The organism is Sulfitobacter sp. TBRI5, from assembly GCF_051013555.1.
GTDB lineage: Bacteria > Pseudomonadota > Alphaproteobacteria > Rhodobacterales > Rhodobacteraceae > JL08.
The window spans coordinates 1,983,438-1,998,434 of the sequence record NZ_CP112884.1; the positions used below are offsets into that span (position 1 = coordinate 1,983,438).

17 protein-coding genes and 1 pseudogene are annotated in these 14,997 nt (G+C 52.3%); 17 read left to right on the forward strand and 1 reads right to left on the reverse strand.

The genetic code is table 11. The features are described 5' to 3' along the window. Window positions 1-53 precede the first annotated feature (53 nt). Both OLX72_RS10005 and OLX72_RS10010 read left to right on the forward strand, forming a co-directional pair. Window positions 54-782, forward strand: coding sequence for a gamma-glutamylcyclotransferase (locus tag OLX72_RS10005; RefSeq protein WP_433990375.1), 729 nt, complete (start codon window positions 54-56; stop codon window positions 780-782). A 995-nt stretch (window positions 783-1,777) separates the two neighbouring features. Then, entirely contained in the window at window positions 1,778-2,140 is a 363-nt protein-coding gene (locus OLX72_RS10010) for a hypothetical protein (RefSeq protein WP_433990494.1), read from the forward strand. A gap of 179 nt (window positions 2,141-2,319) precedes the next feature. Here the strand turns inward: OLX72_RS10010 and OLX72_RS10015 are convergent, their stop codons facing one another. Continuing rightward, a complete protein-coding gene (locus OLX72_RS10015) occupies window positions 2,320-2,679 on the reverse strand; it encodes a hypothetical protein (RefSeq protein WP_433990376.1) in 360 nt (119 codons plus the stop codon). A 289-nt stretch (window positions 2,680-2,968) separates the two neighbouring features. Between OLX72_RS10015 and OLX72_RS10020 the strand changes: the two genes are divergently transcribed. From OLX72_RS10020 to OLX72_RS10090, 15 genes and pseudogenes are all read left to right on the forward strand, one after another. After that, window positions 2,969-3,232: a DUF3489 domain-containing protein gene (locus OLX72_RS10020; RefSeq protein ID WP_433990377.1), complete on the forward strand. Its 264-nt coding sequence runs from the start codon at window positions 2,969-2,971 to the stop codon at window positions 3,230-3,232. Beyond that, window positions 3,229-3,642 (forward strand): DUF2924 domain-containing protein, encoded by a 414-nt coding sequence (locus OLX72_RS10025; RefSeq protein WP_433990378.1) that lies wholly within the window; start codon window positions 3,229-3,231, stop codon window positions 3,640-3,642. Before OLX72_RS10020 ends, OLX72_RS10025 begins: the two co-directional genes overlap by 4 nt. Next, on the forward strand, window positions 3,642-5,270 hold the full coding sequence (locus tag OLX72_RS10030) for a recombinase family protein (protein ID WP_433990379.1): 1,629 nt from the start codon (window positions 3,642-3,644) through the stop codon (window positions 5,268-5,270). The genes OLX72_RS10025 and OLX72_RS10030 overlap by 1 nt, the downstream gene beginning before the upstream one ends. 423 nt (window positions 5,271-5,693) lie before the next feature. Further along, window positions 5,694-6,491: a hypothetical protein gene (locus OLX72_RS10035; RefSeq protein ID WP_433990380.1), complete on the forward strand. Its 798-nt coding sequence runs from the start codon at window positions 5,694-5,696 to the stop codon at window positions 6,489-6,491. A gap of 98 nt (window positions 6,492-6,589) precedes the next feature. Then, window positions 6,590-6,754, forward strand: a pseudogene (locus tag OLX72_RS10040) (ParB N-terminal domain-containing protein); the annotation flags it as partial. A 59-nt stretch (window positions 6,755-6,813) separates the two neighbouring features. Further along, complete coding sequence (locus OLX72_RS10045; RefSeq protein ID WP_433990381.1) at window positions 6,814-7,353, forward strand: DNA-methyltransferase; 540 nt, start codon at window positions 6,814-6,816, stop codon at window positions 7,351-7,353. Further along, on the forward strand, window positions 7,346-7,543 hold the full coding sequence (locus OLX72_RS10050; RefSeq protein WP_433990382.1) for a DUF5681 domain-containing protein: 198 nt from the start codon (window positions 7,346-7,348) through the stop codon (window positions 7,541-7,543). Before OLX72_RS10045 ends, OLX72_RS10050 begins: the two co-directional genes overlap by 8 nt. A 27-nt stretch (window positions 7,544-7,570) precedes the next feature. Continuing rightward, the gene (locus OLX72_RS10055) at window positions 7,571-9,133 is read left to right on the forward strand and encodes a ComF family protein (RefSeq protein ID WP_433990383.1); all 1,563 of its coding nucleotides are present in this window, start codon (window positions 7,571-7,573) and stop codon (window positions 9,131-9,133) included. Continuing rightward, complete coding sequence (locus tag OLX72_RS10060) at window positions 9,130-9,690, forward strand: hypothetical protein (protein WP_433990384.1); 561 nt, start codon at window positions 9,130-9,132, stop codon at window positions 9,688-9,690. Before OLX72_RS10055 ends, OLX72_RS10060 begins: the two co-directional genes overlap by 4 nt. Window positions 9,691-9,802: 112 nt before the next feature. Beyond that, window positions 9,803-10,156: a helix-turn-helix domain-containing protein gene (locus OLX72_RS10065; RefSeq protein WP_433990385.1), complete on the forward strand. Its 354-nt coding sequence runs from the start codon at window positions 9,803-9,805 to the stop codon at window positions 10,154-10,156. 9 nt (window positions 10,157-10,165) lie between these two features. Next, window positions 10,166-11,194 carry a hypothetical protein gene (locus OLX72_RS10070; RefSeq protein ID WP_433990386.1) on the forward strand — a complete coding sequence of 343 codons (1,029 nt, stop codon included), beginning with the start codon at window positions 10,166-10,168 and terminating at the stop codon, window positions 11,192-11,194. Between the two features lie 240 nt (window positions 11,195-11,434). After that, complete coding sequence (locus tag OLX72_RS10075) at window positions 11,435-12,316, forward strand: phosphorothioated DNA-binding restriction endonuclease (protein ID WP_433990387.1); 882 nt, start codon at window positions 11,435-11,437, stop codon at window positions 12,314-12,316. A 543-nt stretch (window positions 12,317-12,859) separates the two neighbouring features. Then, window positions 12,860-14,059 (forward strand): DNA (cytosine-5-)-methyltransferase, encoded by a 1,200-nt coding sequence (gene dcm, locus OLX72_RS10080; protein WP_433990388.1) that lies wholly within the window; start codon window positions 12,860-12,862, stop codon window positions 14,057-14,059. Next, window positions 14,060-14,548: a very short patch repair endonuclease gene (locus OLX72_RS10085; protein ID WP_433990389.1), complete on the forward strand. Its 489-nt coding sequence runs from the start codon at window positions 14,060-14,062 to the stop codon at window positions 14,546-14,548. It abuts the gene before it with no gap. Beyond that, a complete protein-coding gene (locus OLX72_RS10090; protein ID WP_433990390.1) occupies window positions 14,545-14,946 on the forward strand; it encodes a hypothetical protein in 402 nt (133 codons plus the stop codon). The genes OLX72_RS10085 and OLX72_RS10090 overlap by 4 nt, the downstream gene beginning before the upstream one ends. Window positions 14,947-14,997: the final 51 nt, after the last annotated feature.

The following is a 14,997-nucleotide window of genomic DNA, read 5'->3' on the forward strand; positions in this document are numbered from 1 at the left end:
CTGCAGCGCATTCTACTCTGGTCATCGGGGCTGAAAACCAACAAGACTGCTCTATGCCTTTTCTAGAACATGTCTTTCAAAACACCCCCGCCCTTCGCGATCTAATCACCCCTCCAGAGTCCTCGGAGATGCGTTTCGGGCATGAATATTTCGATGAACTGGATAAGCAAGCTGAGGCCGAGGGTTGGCCACCGGGATGGCGCATGGACCACGACGCGCGAGAAGCCAATCGCCAAACGGTCCTAGCAGGACGATGGTCTCGGGATCTTTGGGTTTTCGCCTATGGCTCTTTGATCTGGGATCCAGCGGTTTATGTCGAAGAATACCGGCGTGGCGTTTTATCAGGCTGGCGTCGCAGTTTTTGTATGCTGCTGGAAGGCGGCCGCGGCAGCCATGATCGGCCCGGGCTTATGGCCGCGCTTGATCAAGGTGGGCAATGTGACGGTGTTGCCTTCAGGATCGCTGCAGATTTAGTGGATCGCGAGACAAAATTCATGTGGCACAGGGAGATGTTTGCCGGTGCTTACTGTCCTGTGTTTCACGAAGTTGAAACGCCTCAAGGGTCAGTAGAAGCATTGGTCTTCGTCATGGACCGAACGAACCGCCGCTATATGCCGCATCTGACCGTCGAGGAAGCGGCTCGGATGATTGCAGTCGCCGAAGGCGGGCTTGGCCCAAATTTCGATTACCTTCAGTCGTTGGTCATGCATCTAGACGAATTGGGCATCCAAGACGATGACATGAAGAGACTGCACGCCTCTGCTCGTGCATTCCGAAAGTAGCTTGGTCGAGCGCCATTTCCGCAGGTTTTCTCGGATTTCTGTTGACCTATTCTCTACTTCAGCGAAGAAAGACGATCAAAGTTGCTCGAACTATCTAATTGTGCATTTGCCTTGGGCTGGTTGCGCCGATTGATGTTCGGCGGCGAGGTGTCGAAAACCGGTAGTACCAGTATTGCCACTTTGAGCCGTTTTAGATTCCACTTTGACCCCGAAGCACATGAAGAAAACCAGCACTATAAGTCGCGCTTTGAAAACAGATTGTTTCCTAAAACGGGATAGACATAGTTTTGCCACAATTTAAAGTGGTGTGGGGGCAGCGTGCTTGCGTAGCATGTATGACGATTTTTCCGAAGTAATTCGATTTGAGCTCGCATGCTCCCCCACGAAACTTCCCATGTTTAAATCTTCTTGGCAGGCCTTGATTCAGACTGCAGCGCACGACTGCTCCGCGGGACAAAAACGGATTTTAACCCGTCCAGCACGATCCTGACCGTCTATTTGTAGGCAATTCAAGAATAAGTAGACCCAGGCCTTCATGCTCTCGGTGCCCTCAACAGTTGATACAAACGCCGCACGAGTTTACCCTAGACTTAAGTGGATCGTAGATCGTGGAGGGGACTATATGCTTGTCGAATTGCAAACCAGACGTCGAGCCCTTGAACTAGCATATCGCAAATACGTGGTAGCCGACAATGCTTGGAATCTTTCGACTTTAAAAGCTATGAGTTGGTTTCCAGAAACTCGCCAAGCCCACGTCGCGATAATAGGGAACCCGGGCTCCAATGTTCGGCGGTTGTACAAGCAACGCGAGAGAGCAATGCTCCAGTTGGAGACCGCGCGTTTAAAGCTTGAAGTCGCGAAATCCCGATTGATGAAAAGACGTCATCACACGACCATGGAAACGCTTCTAATTGGCTGTTCTCAAACGTAAAGACTTCACTGTCTGACCTTTTGCACCGTTGTTGGGGTTTCAAACTGCAAAGCGTCAAATCCAGGTGCGTTGGTTTCGTCTGCAACGATACTTTCCAGATCTGCGCAGCGACAGCGGCAATTACGCGAGCGATCGAAAAGATCGCCTGACCAAGATGTGTCTGCAAGAGATCGCTGAGGCCCAAGGCGATACTGCGGCCTATATTGCTCAGTATTCGAAGCATGATCTGGCGCGTCCCGATAAGGGAACCGATGGCGACGCAATCTTCGCTGTGCTGTGCGGCTGCGATCACAACATCCGCATGATCTTCAGGCACCTGAGGCTTAATATTTGTCAGCTGATCTGGCTGAGAACCCGGCTCCGTCAGGGCGTCAGTGTGGAAATTGCACCTGCCAGAATGAACCAGACCGTCCGTATGGCCGCCTGAAACTCTTGTTCAGGCTGGACTCAAGAGTCTAACCGTTCCTCCACGGTACAAAAATACTGCGCCTCCGACCAATGACCGGTTTTGGGAGGTTGCGCCGCAGCAATGGTCAGTCAGATGAAGGTCAGCTCTGGGCTGGAAAAGTGCGGCGGCGCTTGGAGCCAATCACGCGAGAGTTCGATCTAAAATGCGACGCGTTTCCCGAGTTGGATCTTGACACCGCCGCTTTCGTCAATTGTGTAGGAAACAAGCTCATAGACGGCAATCAGTTTGCCCGACCCGAATAGTTCTTGGTTCTCATCTTTTCCGCCATGTCGAACGATGGCGTATTCGCTTGTTTTCAGAGCCTCTATGAACTGCTCATACTTTTTTGAGAAACCGTGCCGCGGTCCCTTGAAAGGATCGTAGTAGACTTGATTGGCATCAATGCGTGCGCTGTGCAGCACCGGGGCGTTTTTAATATCAAGGCCTCGGCCCTTGGCGTACCCGGTCCACGACGATCGATATGCAAAGCCGGAATTCAAATCTCTCATCTTGATCATGGCAATGATCCTACACTCGCAAAGATGTTTGTTGGCCTTAACGATAGACAGCATTACAATTGCTGACTAGATCGTTCAGCGTCATGGCAGACGAACGTCTGGTATGATGTGCTGCGGCGGGTCACCTTCAACCTCTTTCAAAAGGCAGCTTCGGGCAGTAAGTGCAAAAATGACTGGACTTCTGAGCCCGCGAGAGCGGTACTGACCGCGAAGAATGTCGCCCGGAATGATCGGGCTCCACTCAGTACAGGGGGAGGGATTGGCCTTTGCCTGCAGAGTGGAGACAACCATGACAGTATCAGAAGTAAAAACGCGCAAGACTGATAAACCCGAGCCTGGCGCAAACAAACTCACGCGTCCTGCGCAGCTTCAAAAGTTACTCACCCGCAAGTCCGGCGTATCGATTGCACAGCTTCAAAAGACCTTTGGCTGGCAGCCGCACACAGCACGCGCGGCGATATCTGCGCAGCGCAAAGCAGGTTGCGAGATTGCCCGCAGCGATACGGACAAAGGGTCGGTCTATCGGATTGTGGAACAGGATGGTGTTCAATGAGTACGGGCCAACCCGATAAGGTGCCAAACCTGATAGCGCAGATCGAAGCCTTTGATCGCGCCGAATGCCTTGACCGTTGGAAAGTAATGTTTGGTCGACCACCACCCAAGCATCTCTCACCCCAGTTCATGAAAAGGGTTTTGATCTGGGAGATACAGAACAGTGCGCTGGGCGGTGTGTCGGCCAAAACAAAGCGCCGTCTGAACCAGATAGCCTCTGGTAAGGTAGTCCCAACCACCGCCAAACCGGGCTCTCATCTGGTGCGTGAATGGAACGGGCGCACATATCAGGTTGAGGTGAAAGACGGCGCTTATGTCATGGATGGCAAATCCTGGCGGTCGCTGTCCGCACTCGCCAAACACATCACCGGCGCGCACTGGTCCGGTCCGCGCTTCTTCGGGGTTCAGTGATGCGTCGGATCCGTTGCGCGATCTATACCCGCAAAAGCTCTGAAGAGGGGCTGGATCAGGACTTCAACTCGCTCGATGCACAGCGCGAGGCCTGCGAAGCCTATATCGCCAGTCAAAAGCATGAGGGCTGGGAATTGCTGCCGGACCGCTATGATGATGGCGGGATCTCGGGTGGGCATCTCGAACGGCCGTCCCTGCAGCGGCTGATGCAGGCGGTGGACGAGAAACGCGTCGATCAGATCGTCGTCTATAAGATCGATCGCCTGACCCGCTCTCTGGCCGACTTTGCCAAACTGGTCGAACGGCTGGATCAGGCGGAGGCGTCATTTGTGTCGGTCACCCAGAGTTTTAACACGGCGACCAGCATGGGGCGGCTGACGCTCAATGTGCTTCTCAGCTTTGCGCAGTTCGAGCGCGAGGTCACCGCGGAACGCATCCGGGACAAGATCGCGGCGTCGAAACGCAAAGGCCTCTGGATGGGCGGGAATGTCCCGCTTGGCTACGAAGCAGACGGGCGGACCCTGAAGATAAACGAAGAGGAGGCGGCAACGATCAGGACACTGTATGAGCTCTATATGGAGCACGGTCTCATTCGCGAAGTTAAAGAGCGTGCGGAAGGTCTTGGTCTCAGATCGCGACGGCGGGTGCGCGGGGCAGGGCGCGTCTCCGGTGGCACACCCTTTGATCGCGGTCACATCCATCATCTCCTGAGCAACCCGATCTATGCCGGACGCATCCGGCACAAAGGTCAGGTCTATGAGGGCCAGCACCCCGCAATTGTTGAACCGTCCATCTGGGATAATGTGCAGCAGATGCTGATGAACGGGGCGCAAAAGGCCCGTTGCACGAAAAGAAAGGCGACGAGATCTCTGCTGGTCGGCAAGCTCTTTGACGAAACCGGAGATCGTCTGACCCCCAGTCACAGCCGCAAGAATGGCAAGCGTCTGCGCTATTATATCTCTCACAGGCTTGTGAAGGACCGCAGCCGGAAGCATCCTGACGCCTGGCGGCTGCCCGCGGAGCAACTGGAAGGGCTGATTGCGGATCTGGTCAGAAAGCATCTGCAGCGCCCCGACGGTGCTACGCGGCTTCTCCGGAATCTAGCAGCTTCAGAGGTTGCTGCCAAATCCATTAAACTGCACGCAATCCAGCAAGTAAGGCGGTGTCTGGCTCTGATTGAACGGGCCGATCTGAAACCTGGCGTATTGACCGTTCATGTGAGCCAGAGTGAACTCGCTCAAACTCTGGAATGTGATGCAGATCGGATCAACACAGAAGAACTGACCCTTATATCGCCATTCCGGATGCGCCGCCGCGGCGTCGAGCTGAAACTGCATCTCGGTGATGCGCCGCCCGAAGTTGACCGGACGCTCGTGCAAAACATCGTCAAAGCGCAGAAGTGGATGTCGATGATTATTAGCGGAAAGACATTCACTGAAATCGCGCAGGCGGAAGGCACATCGAAGCGCCGCATTCAGGATGTGGTCGATCTCGCGATGCTCGCGCCTGATATCCTAGATGCAATTGCGAGAGGCGAACAGCCGGATGGCCTGACGTCCGACACTCTCATCAAGTCGGGTGTACCCGCTGCGTGGTCAGAGCAGCGCGAACAGTTCGCGCTGCTGTAAGCCAGAACTTCCCTTCGCTCTCCAAACTCGTACCGCCGGAATAGCAAACAGAGACTGCGGCTTGATTTTGGCCGGATCCGTGCTCAAGCTGCCGTCTCAGTCTGAACCCCCATACGCCAAGAGTCTGAAAACACGCCACAATACCGCGGCAGTCTCTCGCTACCTGAAAATCTTGGAGTGGTTGGCTGTGCTTCCAGTCCTGAGCTATCCAATCTCGGGTCTGATTTCCCTGTTTTACAGGGAAAGAACAGGGAATTTTGCCGTTTTTGGGGATGTGACACTGTTTGCCAGTGCCTTTCCCTGCGTATTTTCAGTGCGTTACGAACAATTTCCCTACTTGCAGTAACAGGGAATTTATTTAATCCGAACAGGGAAAGAATTGGCAGTAGCAGGGTAGATTCACCGGTGCTATTATCGCGGGCCATGACAAATAAAAGCCGCCGAACTGATGACGCAATTTCCTATCTCCACGAGCGGGATCTGATCAGGTTTTCATCGGACGACTTTGGCTGGGTTGAGGGCAGACCAAAACTATCCGACACGGTTCAATCTGAACTGGTCGCCTTACTGGCAATGCACTTGCCTGCTGAGAGAATAGACATTGCACTGAGCATTCTGCACATAGGTTTCTCTGACGCAGCCGAAGCGGCAGTAATAGAGCTTAGGGCAGCCCTTGACGCAAAACTGTCAAAGGATGCCAAGAAACCGTCTTCAAAGCTTGGTGTGCGTTTGAGGTCTCAGATTTATGAAGTAACTAAGGCGCTTGAGAGTGGAGAAATGTCTCCGGAGGAGATCTGCACATCCATCCTGAGCAAGCCTGAACTGGCGAAACTCATAACCGTCCATCTTGAGGAAGTCATAAGACCGCTTCAGACCGACCCATTGGAAAGGGAGCCTTGTAAGGCGGTTGAGCATTTGCCTGCGGTCTTGCAAGACCTGCGACGCGCCATCCACGACGGGATTACGAGGGCGCCTGTTGAGGCATCGCACGACATACTGGTCAAAGCTGTCGTAAGCGCACTCACCCGAGCGACGGGCAAAGCCCCAACGCGGAACTGGGACGCGCACGACAATGAAGAGTCGGGCTTTGGTCTCAAGTGCTGTCGTATCCTGGCGCGCGAACTGAACCTCGCTCTTCCTGCCGATCTCACAAGAGAGAAGCCGCTGGATATGGCGAGGGCCTGGCGGCGTGGAACCGAAAAAACGCCTCGGGCATTCTGATCTCCCAGCGCGAAAAATTCTAACCGGTCCATTATCATCTGACCCGAAAATCATGGATCTCTTTTGCATGCGTTGGCGCAACAGCAAAGGAGATCAGAATGCCCGACCTTCATATAGAATACCGACCGCCGGAAGACCTCACCGGTCATCCCGGCAACGCCCGTACACACAGCAACCGGCAAATCCGCCAGATTGCGCGGAGCATTGAAGCGTTTGGCTTTGCCAATCCGATACTTGTCGATGAGTGCGATCGGCTGATCGCGGGACACGGTCGGCTTGCGGCAGCCAGAAACCTTGGTCTCAGGCGTGTCACTATATCTGTATGGACTGGCGGCATGCCTCCGATCTGGCACTCACAGGCAGGGAAGCAATCGGTCCGCAACTCAATCTCTGCGTCTGGGCCAAGACCAACGGCGGCATGGGCTCGCTCTATCGCTCGCAGCACGAGCTTGTCTTTGTTTTTGCAAAGGCGGGAGCACCTCATCGCAACAACGTTCAGCTGGGTCGGTTTGGTCGCAACCGGACCAATGTCTGGCGGTACGCCGGCGTCAATACTTTCCGGGAAGGCCGGATGCAGGAACTTCGGGCGCATCCGACGGCCAAGCCGGTGGCGATGGTGAAAGATGCGCTTCTCGATGTCACGCGCCGCGGCGATATCGTCCTTGATCCGTTCGGAGGCGCCGGGGCGACGCTGATGGCCGCGGAACGGTCTGGTCGTCATGCGCGTCTTCTTGAGATTGACCCCGCCTATGTCGACGTGATGCTGCGACGCTGGCGCGCCGAGACCGGTGAAGACCCTGTGCGTGTCGCGGACGGGGTAAGCCTGTCGTCTCTTGAAGCCGGGGAGTTTGACCATGACTGACAGAAAGAAGAATAAGTATGATGTCGGATTTGGTAAGCCACCCGAGGCGGGTCAGTTCAAAAAGGGCCAGTCAGGTAATCCAAAGGGACGTCCCAAGGGAACGCCTGATCTCAAAACCATCGTCCGCAAGATGCTGTCCACACAGGTGCCCTTCAGTCCAGGTTTATTGCGGTCGCCAGACAGCAGATAAGCAGTCTAGGGCAATGGGCGAGGTTTTGTGCTTTTGCCGCAAAAGAGACGTAATTTCTATTTATTTCCGGTTCAGCGACGGCTCAAGGACCTGGCACAAGACAAGATGTATAGAAATCTTTGGCAGCGAACAAAGCACGTTGCATCAACATACACGGGCACCTTCATCGCGGTTATGCTGTTGAACCAGTTGTTGTTTTTTGGATTCTGTCTCAATCCCATTTGTTTAATTGCAGCAATGCCACACGTACTTTTCATCACCGCAGTTGTTGGCAGTTGGATCAACAAACTTAACAATTGGGGAGGCGGGCCGAGAAGTGATCCTGGCCGCGAGCATACCAAGGAAAAGCTAAAAAGTGTAAATCCAGGCACTCCTCGGGTGTCCGAAACGGTAGCAGGGGTAATTGACGCGGCAACTGAGGCAATGGAAAGCGTCGGGAAGAAACTCGACAAATTAAACATCACTCTTGCCGCCAAGTCTGAATACAGTCAAGAAAAGTGGTTTATTGAATCGATGTTGAAGATTTCCGAGCAGGACCTGGAAATCCAAGAACGCACGAAAGATCCCGCATTTGCTGCAATATTTGATAAGGTAGTTGAGGGGTTTGACTGTGATGGAGACAAAAAGACTGTCACAACTGCTCCCAAGGTCAGACAGGTGGCTGACTACAGCTTGCCTATCGAGGTTGAGGGAGCGTCGAACGAAAGCGAGATTAAATTAGCCGTCGCAAACATCGTCGCTGAACACAAAAATTTCCTCGAGCAAACAAAGCGAAAACTGCATTGTGATCCCGCTTTGATGGCCACTTTTGAAAGAGTGATGACCGAGAATGGCGGTAACCGGATTCTTGCGGTTTTGAAACGGATGGATCCACCGGCCCCTTCTTCAAAAGGTCCAGCTTCAAAGCCAAGTGCCGAGATTATTCCCAGAAAACCTGTTCGACTGGTCAACCCACGCATGCAAACAGGCCCTGTCGCGCGCAGGGAGAAAAGAACCGACACAGGTCTTTATGGATCGCTTTCACGGGGATTGTCCGGAAATTGGACGGGAGGTTACTACTGTGACGTGCATACGATTGCAAGCGAGTTTACCGGTAAGGATGAGCGTGGGAACGCAACTTGGGATAACACACGAAGCGATATGGGCCAGCAGGTCTATCGACTGAAGTACTTAAATGATTATTCGGTCATTCCCAGGATTGTCCAGCTAATCAGCAAGGAGATAACAGCAGAAGGTTTTGACTACATCATTCCGGTGCCTGCATCCAAGGACCGACCAAGACAGCCTGTTGACGCCATTGCTCAAGCATTGGGAGCTAGAATAAATGCACCTGTTCTCTCGGGCTTTCTGGGCAAGACGAGTAGTGTGGAGTTGAAAGGCATGAACGACCCAAAAGACCGCGAGCGCTTACTGAAAGAAAGCATTCACATTGCTGGATCAGAGGACATTTCGGCTATGAACGTGTTACTTATAGACGACCTTTACAGATCAGGGGCGACGTTGCGCGCGTGTTGTGACGTTCTGAAGGAGAAAGGAAATGTGGGTGAGGTATGGGTTCTGACGATGACGAAGACACGTTGTAATCAATGAAGACGGTATTTCTATCTGGATCGCGCAAGATCAATAGGCTCAATTCAGAAATCCGAGGGCGGCTTGAGAATGTCATTAATCGAGGTATGACAATCGTCATAGGAGACGCTTATGGTGCAGATAAAGCGATGCAGGCGTTCCTTGCTGAAAAGCAATATTCCAACGTTGAGGTGTTTTTCGCGGGGAGCACATGTCGAAACAACTTTGGATCTTGGAGTGCTGAGAAGATCCTTGTCGATCCCAAACTAAAAGGTAGAGCGATCCATACTGAAAAAGACAAGGCTATGGCCGCCAAGGCTACCTATGGTTTCGTGTTATGGGATGGAAAAAGCGCAGGTTCGATGACGAATGTTTGTGAACTCCTGGGGCAGAATAAGAGCTCCCTTATCTATCTCTCCCCGCTCAAGGCGTTTTTTGAAGTAAAGAGCGTGGAGGGGCTAAAAGAATTGTTGAGTTCTTGCGACCCTGAAGATGTACGTGAGTTAGAGAATTCGCCAATACTCAAACAGCAGATGTCCGATCTTGGCATCGCTGATCAGCAGAGATTTGATCTGTGAGTATCCAAGCAAAGCGGTAGGTTTTCCTCTGCGATCCACATAATATGCGCATAACATTGCCTGTTCTTGTGCCTATATTGACAAAACGTGTACTAAGTACTACACAGTACACATGCAGACCTTTGGATCATACATCCGCGAACGTCGCGAAGCGTTAACTGCCGAGGACAAGACCATGTCCCTAAGGCAGGTAGCGATGCGTATAGGCGTTGAGCCAGCGTTCTTGAGCAAAGTGGAGCGTGATCTGACGCCACCGCCCTCGGAAGCCAAGGTTATCGCGTTGGCGGAGGCTCTCGGGGAAAACCCGGATATGCTGCTTGCGATGGCGGGGAAGGTCTCTTCAGACCTTTTGCAGATCATACAGAAGAGGCCCCAGCTATTTGCTGAACTTTTGCGTCAACTCAAGCAACAACCCGATCATGCAATTTTGAATATCGTTCGACAAGTTACGGACGGTGACTGGTAGGAGACGAAAATGATTTCACTCACAAATGACCAACTAACAATTCGCTTTCCGCATTTAGAGGATGATGTAGGCATCAGCATCGATTTCCAACGAACGCTCCGGATTCCGGATAACGGCCAGGATCACTACCTGCCACCAGGGTTGGGAAGCTTCCCACTTCGTCATATCGAGGACTTTAAGCTGGGAGATAGCGAGCACCGCAAGGCGCGAGGTGGGATCATCATGCCAATGTTCCAGACTGATGCGCTCTGGTTGAACTTTCAGTCAGAGGGAGAGGCACAAATCGAACTGCCCGTTGCATTGAAAATCGGTGCCGGAAAGATCAACGCCGTTTCAGGGCTGAAGTGGTCCGATGGTCTTTCGCAAGATCCACAAGACTATGTTGTCATTCCTGATCAGCCATGGCTGGACGGATTCAACGTCGCCAAGGGCAAGGTGCGCCAGTTTGTGGCAATGCCTTTGGGCCAAGGATACACAGTTGAGGAGCAGATCGATCCCGAAACCGATGTCGGTGGAATCCAGATTGAAGCGATCCCGATGAAGAAGGAGCGGTTTCAGAAACTGGTTGCCAGACATGAGGCGATGATGGCTGGAGGTGCAGGCCGGGCGGGCGCATTTTCAGCATATAATATGATGTGTGAGTCGTCCGCATCGAATGAGATGGGCCTTGGTATGGGGGGCTCAATGCGTCAAGAGATATATGATGACGAATATGGATTGGACGCCTGGGACTTTGAAAACAGGCAACGTTGCTTTGTGATGCTGGCCAATGCCCAGCAATGGATGTCGATCACAGGTGAAGAGCCACCGCTGTCACCGATTTCGGTCGAAGAATACAATCATGCTGGCCTCCCCTGGTTCGACTACTTCGATGGAGACAGACTGGCGATCGATGGCGCAAAGGCGCTGGGCAAGGTGAAGTCAATCAAAGGGCTCGCCACAGAAAAACGAACAGATGTGTGGCCTGAGGAGCAATCCCAGATCGACTACCTCGTCAACAAGATAAAGCCATCAAAGGTTTCGGACGGATCTTGGTGATTGGGTGAGGCTTCTCGTTCAATGCTTGGCCTCGGCTGAGTGCCACGCATCGAGATTGAAATACTGGGAACCTAATCGCAGCGTTCTAGCGATCATCTATTGGGACAGAGCACCTAATTTCAGCTACTCCGAGTTTCAAATATCCTGACGTCAGACAGAAACGATGTGTCTGCTTTGCGGGCTGCTTCTGATCTGATAGTCTATTGAAAACATGAATAATTCAGGCTGAAAATTAGGCGCATGGTAAACGATATTCTGAAACGGTTTGATTCAATTCGTACCTATTCAAAGGACGGAAAGCTCGCGCCGCATAAGCCACTTCTGCTCCTGTATGCGCTTTCGAAACTGAAAAACGAGCGTATCCGGCGTATCGTGTTCAATGATGCCGAGGATATTGTCAGCCCGCTCATAAAAACCTATGGCCCGTTTAGAGCCAAGGCGAGCGTCGCCTATCCTTTCGCGCGACTAGCTAACGACAAGAGCAACATCTGGTGGGTTGAAGAGCACGAAAAAAATGTGTCGGGCGATCTGAGCGTTACCGAAGCACGTGACCGGAGGCTCAAAGCGGGATTTTCTGATGATGTACTCGCTGCACTTGAGGCCGATCCCAAGCTAATCGACAATTTGGCTTTTGATGTACTGGAGCGCAATTTCCCGCCAAGCCTGCACCAGGACATTCTCGATGCCGTCGGTCTGTACCTTGGCAATGATGAAGTCGAGTCCGTGATCCGCCGCAAGCGTGATCCGCGATTTCGGATCAATGTACTCAATGCCTATTACGAGCAGTGCTGTGTCTGCAAATACGATATCAGGATGAACGGAGCATCTGTTGCACTGGAAGCAGCCCACATAAAGATGCACTCTGCTGGTGGTCCTGACGAGGTTATAAATGGCCTCTCTCTGTGCGTAATGCATCACAAGCTTTTCGACCTTGGTGCCATAACCATAAACAACGATTTGAAAGTCAGGGTCTCCGAACGGGTAGGCGGCGACTGGGGTCGAAAGCTGAATGACGAATTTCATGAAAGGGAAATTGCACTACCGCGAAATGATGGAATGCTTCCCGCGGCTTCATATATCCAGTGGCACAACATGCAAGTATTCAAAGGTCTCTTACAGTAAGGAAACTCGATAGTATCATCCAAGCTTGCGAAAGGTGGTTTTCTAAACTTGCACTCCGCTGAAGGCCAAGAGCCAATTCTTCAAACTTTTAGGCGAGGCAATTCTGAAAGCCTTGCACGACAAGTTGGCCGAGGAAAAGGAGGAGCTTCTAGCGGTAACGTACATGGCAGAATAATGTAAGGAACTTGCGATATACTTGAAGTTGGTAATCGCTACCGCTGCGCAGCATAGATGCGATGGGTTACAGCCAATGGACATAGCAGCAAGCAAACGCGGCGCGCGCGGTGGGTTCACCAAAGGCCGCTTTTGTTGCGGAACCAAAACAGAGTTTGAGGAACCTGTTTGCACACAATAACGTCTAGCTCGGCGGTATGAACGTTTGGAAGCAGGTCCGTTTGCAATAACCTGCCTGGAACTTCCGCGCTGATGATGTAAACGTGCTCGTATAGAATTCTAATAAGGTCGATGATGGAAAAACCGGAGCCCAAATTATATGAAGAAATGGCCGCAGCGCGGAAGCGGCTAGGTGTATCAAGGCGGGTGATGGCCACCCTGCTTGGGCTTGGTCCGGCGGGTGCATCGCGTGTCAAGGACTGGGAAAACGGGCTCGGCAATATTCCTTTGAAAGTCAGCAACGCCCTCGAGCGATTGCCCGATAAGATACCATATCGTCAGAAAACCGGCAAAAGGGCTTTCAGGTTCATCGATCTTTTTGCCGGAATTGGCGGTATCCGTATCCCGTTCCAGGAATCCGGTGGTAAATGTGTTTTCACTTCCGAATGGGATAAACATAGCCAGATCACTTATGCTGCCAACTTCGGTGAGGTGCCCAAAAAGAATGGCGATATCACACAATTTCCTGCGGCAAAGATTCCCGATCACGACCTGTTGCTTGCGGGTTTCCCTTGTCAGGCCTTTTCACAGGCAGGGCGGAAGCAGGGATTTCTTGATACGCGCGGAACAATGTTTTTCGAGATCCAGAGAATTCTTGCCGAGAAAAAGCCAAAAGCCTTTTTATTGGAAAACGTTAAGCAGCTTAAGGGACATGACGGTGGCCGCACATTAGAAACAATATTGGCGATCTTACGGGGCCAAGCTTCTGCAAATGTTCCTGATGGCATCCCTATGACGGCCAACGCTAAAGCCAGCCTTCAGGAAACGCTTAGTTATGACGTTGATTTCGAGGTGCTCAAGGCGCGGGACTTCGGGGTCCCCCAGGTTCGGGAGAGAATTTATATTGTAGGCTTCCTACGCGAAAAGGGAACTCTGCCTGATCACGAACGTGTCCGAAGAATGTTCGAACGTGTGTCTGATAAATACCGGTCTCACCGCCCATTGGCGGATATCCTTGTCGATGACCCCGACCTCACAGAGATAGCCACCATTTCCGACCGTCTTTGGCAAGGGCACCGCAATCGCAAGGAACGGCACAAGAAAGCGGGTAAAGGTTTCGGTTACAGCCTGTTTACCCGCGATTCAGACTATTGCAGCACTATCAGTGCGCGATATTACAAGGATGGCAGCGAGATTCTGATTGACCAGAGCGACTTGGGGAGGAATCCCCGCATGCTCTTGCCTTCCGAAGCTAGGTCACTTCAAGGGTTTCCGGAGGATTTTGTCATAGATCTGGTTGCAAATGCCCAAGCATATAAACAGTTTGGCAATTCAGTCGCAGTGCCCGTTATTCGCGCTATTGCGCGCGAGATGCTCTCGGAAGCGGGTTTCGACCAAAGGAAACTTTGAGTGGCCGATATTGTCTCTCCGCAAAAACGAAGCCGGATGATGGCGGGCATTCGTGGGACAGATACCAAGCCGGAGCTCATCGTGCGCAAGGCCCTGCACGGCGCGGGGCTTCGCTTTCGCCTCCACAGAAAAGACCTCGCTGGTCGCCCGGATATTGTAATGCCGCGGTTTAATCTTGTGCTCTTCGTAAACGGGTGCTTTTGGCATGGTCATGAGAGTTGTCATCTTTTTCGCGTTCCCCGTACGAGGACAGTGTTCTGGGAGGCAAAGATCGCGGGCAACCGTCAACGCGATGCTCGAAACACAGAGATGCTTGCAGGGCAAGGCTGGAGGGTTGGCGTTATCTGGGAGTGCGCAATCAAGGGGCGGATGGCGTCTAAAAGAGAAGATTTCACGAGCCAGCTTGTTGCGCTGGTGCGATCGGACGAAATCTATTTTGATTTACGCGGCGTGAAGGTCGAGCAAAAGCAAAGGATGTTTAGAGCATGAGTGCAGTTTTCGAAGATATTCTGTCGGATAACGACAAGATCCTTGTCACGTTACCATCGAAAGCGACGGTCATCACCTTTAGTAATAGCGGGAAGGGCGGCAAGCGGAACTGGTTTGCAATGACTACTGCGCAGCTTTGTGGATGCCTCGAGGACATGCTGGAAAACCTTGACGAATTTCCGTCAGTTTACGAGGAAAAGAATTGGCGTGAACTGTTCAAGACCTACTTGACGGATGATGTATCCCGTACGATGGGAGCAGTTCAGACGCTGCCCCTGTTCGAGATACTGGCCAAAATAATCCACTTCTCTGGCGAAACCGGGCCGAGGTCTTTCAAAACCATCAAACTCGAGGCAAACGCAGTTAAACAGGCGATCGCCACGCTGAAAAATGCCTGAAACAAATCTAGTCAACGGTTTCCAGCGCAGGGTGCGAGTACCCGAGCTCTT

Bases quoted from the DNA above. Each gene is read 5' to 3' on its own strand.
- OLX72_RS10005 (WP_433990375.1), top strand. From the start codon at position 54: ATGCCTTTTCTAGAACATGTCTTTCAAAACACCCCCGCCCTTCGCGAT.
- OLX72_RS10015 (WP_433990376.1), bottom strand. From the start codon at position 2,679: ATGATCAAGATGAGAGATTTGAATTCCGGCTTTGCATATCGATCGTCG.
- OLX72_RS10020 (WP_433990377.1), top strand. From the start codon at position 2,969: ATGACAGTATCAGAAGTAAAAACGCGCAAGACTGATAAACCCGAGCCT.
- OLX72_RS10025 (WP_433990378.1), top strand. From the start codon at position 3,229: ATGAGTACGGGCCAACCCGATAAGGTGCCAAACCTGATAGCGCAGATC.
- OLX72_RS10030 (WP_433990379.1), top strand. From the start codon at position 3,642: ATGCGTCGGATCCGTTGCGCGATCTATACCCGCAAAAGCTCTGAAGAG.
- OLX72_RS10035 (WP_433990380.1), top strand. From the start codon at position 5,694: ATGACAAATAAAAGCCGCCGAACTGATGACGCAATTTCCTATCTCCAC.
- OLX72_RS10045 (WP_433990381.1), top strand. From the start codon at position 6,814: ATGGACTGGCGGCATGCCTCCGATCTGGCACTCACAGGCAGGGAAGCA.
- OLX72_RS10050 (WP_433990382.1), top strand. From the start codon at position 7,346: ATGACTGACAGAAAGAAGAATAAGTATGATGTCGGATTTGGTAAGCCA.
- OLX72_RS10060 (WP_433990384.1), top strand. From the start codon at position 9,130: ATGAAGACGGTATTTCTATCTGGATCGCGCAAGATCAATAGGCTCAAT.
- OLX72_RS10065 (WP_433990385.1), top strand. From the start codon at position 9,803: ATGCAGACCTTTGGATCATACATCCGCGAACGTCGCGAAGCGTTAACT.
- OLX72_RS10070 (WP_433990386.1), top strand. From the start codon at position 10,166: ATGATTTCACTCACAAATGACCAACTAACAATTCGCTTTCCGCATTTA.
- OLX72_RS10075 (WP_433990387.1), top strand. From the start codon at position 11,435: ATGGTAAACGATATTCTGAAACGGTTTGATTCAATTCGTACCTATTCA.
- dcm (WP_433990388.1), top strand. From the start codon at position 12,860: ATGGCCACCCTGCTTGGGCTTGGTCCGGCGGGTGCATCGCGTGTCAAG.
- OLX72_RS10090 (WP_433990390.1), top strand. From the start codon at position 14,545: ATGAGTGCAGTTTTCGAAGATATTCTGTCGGATAACGACAAGATCCTT.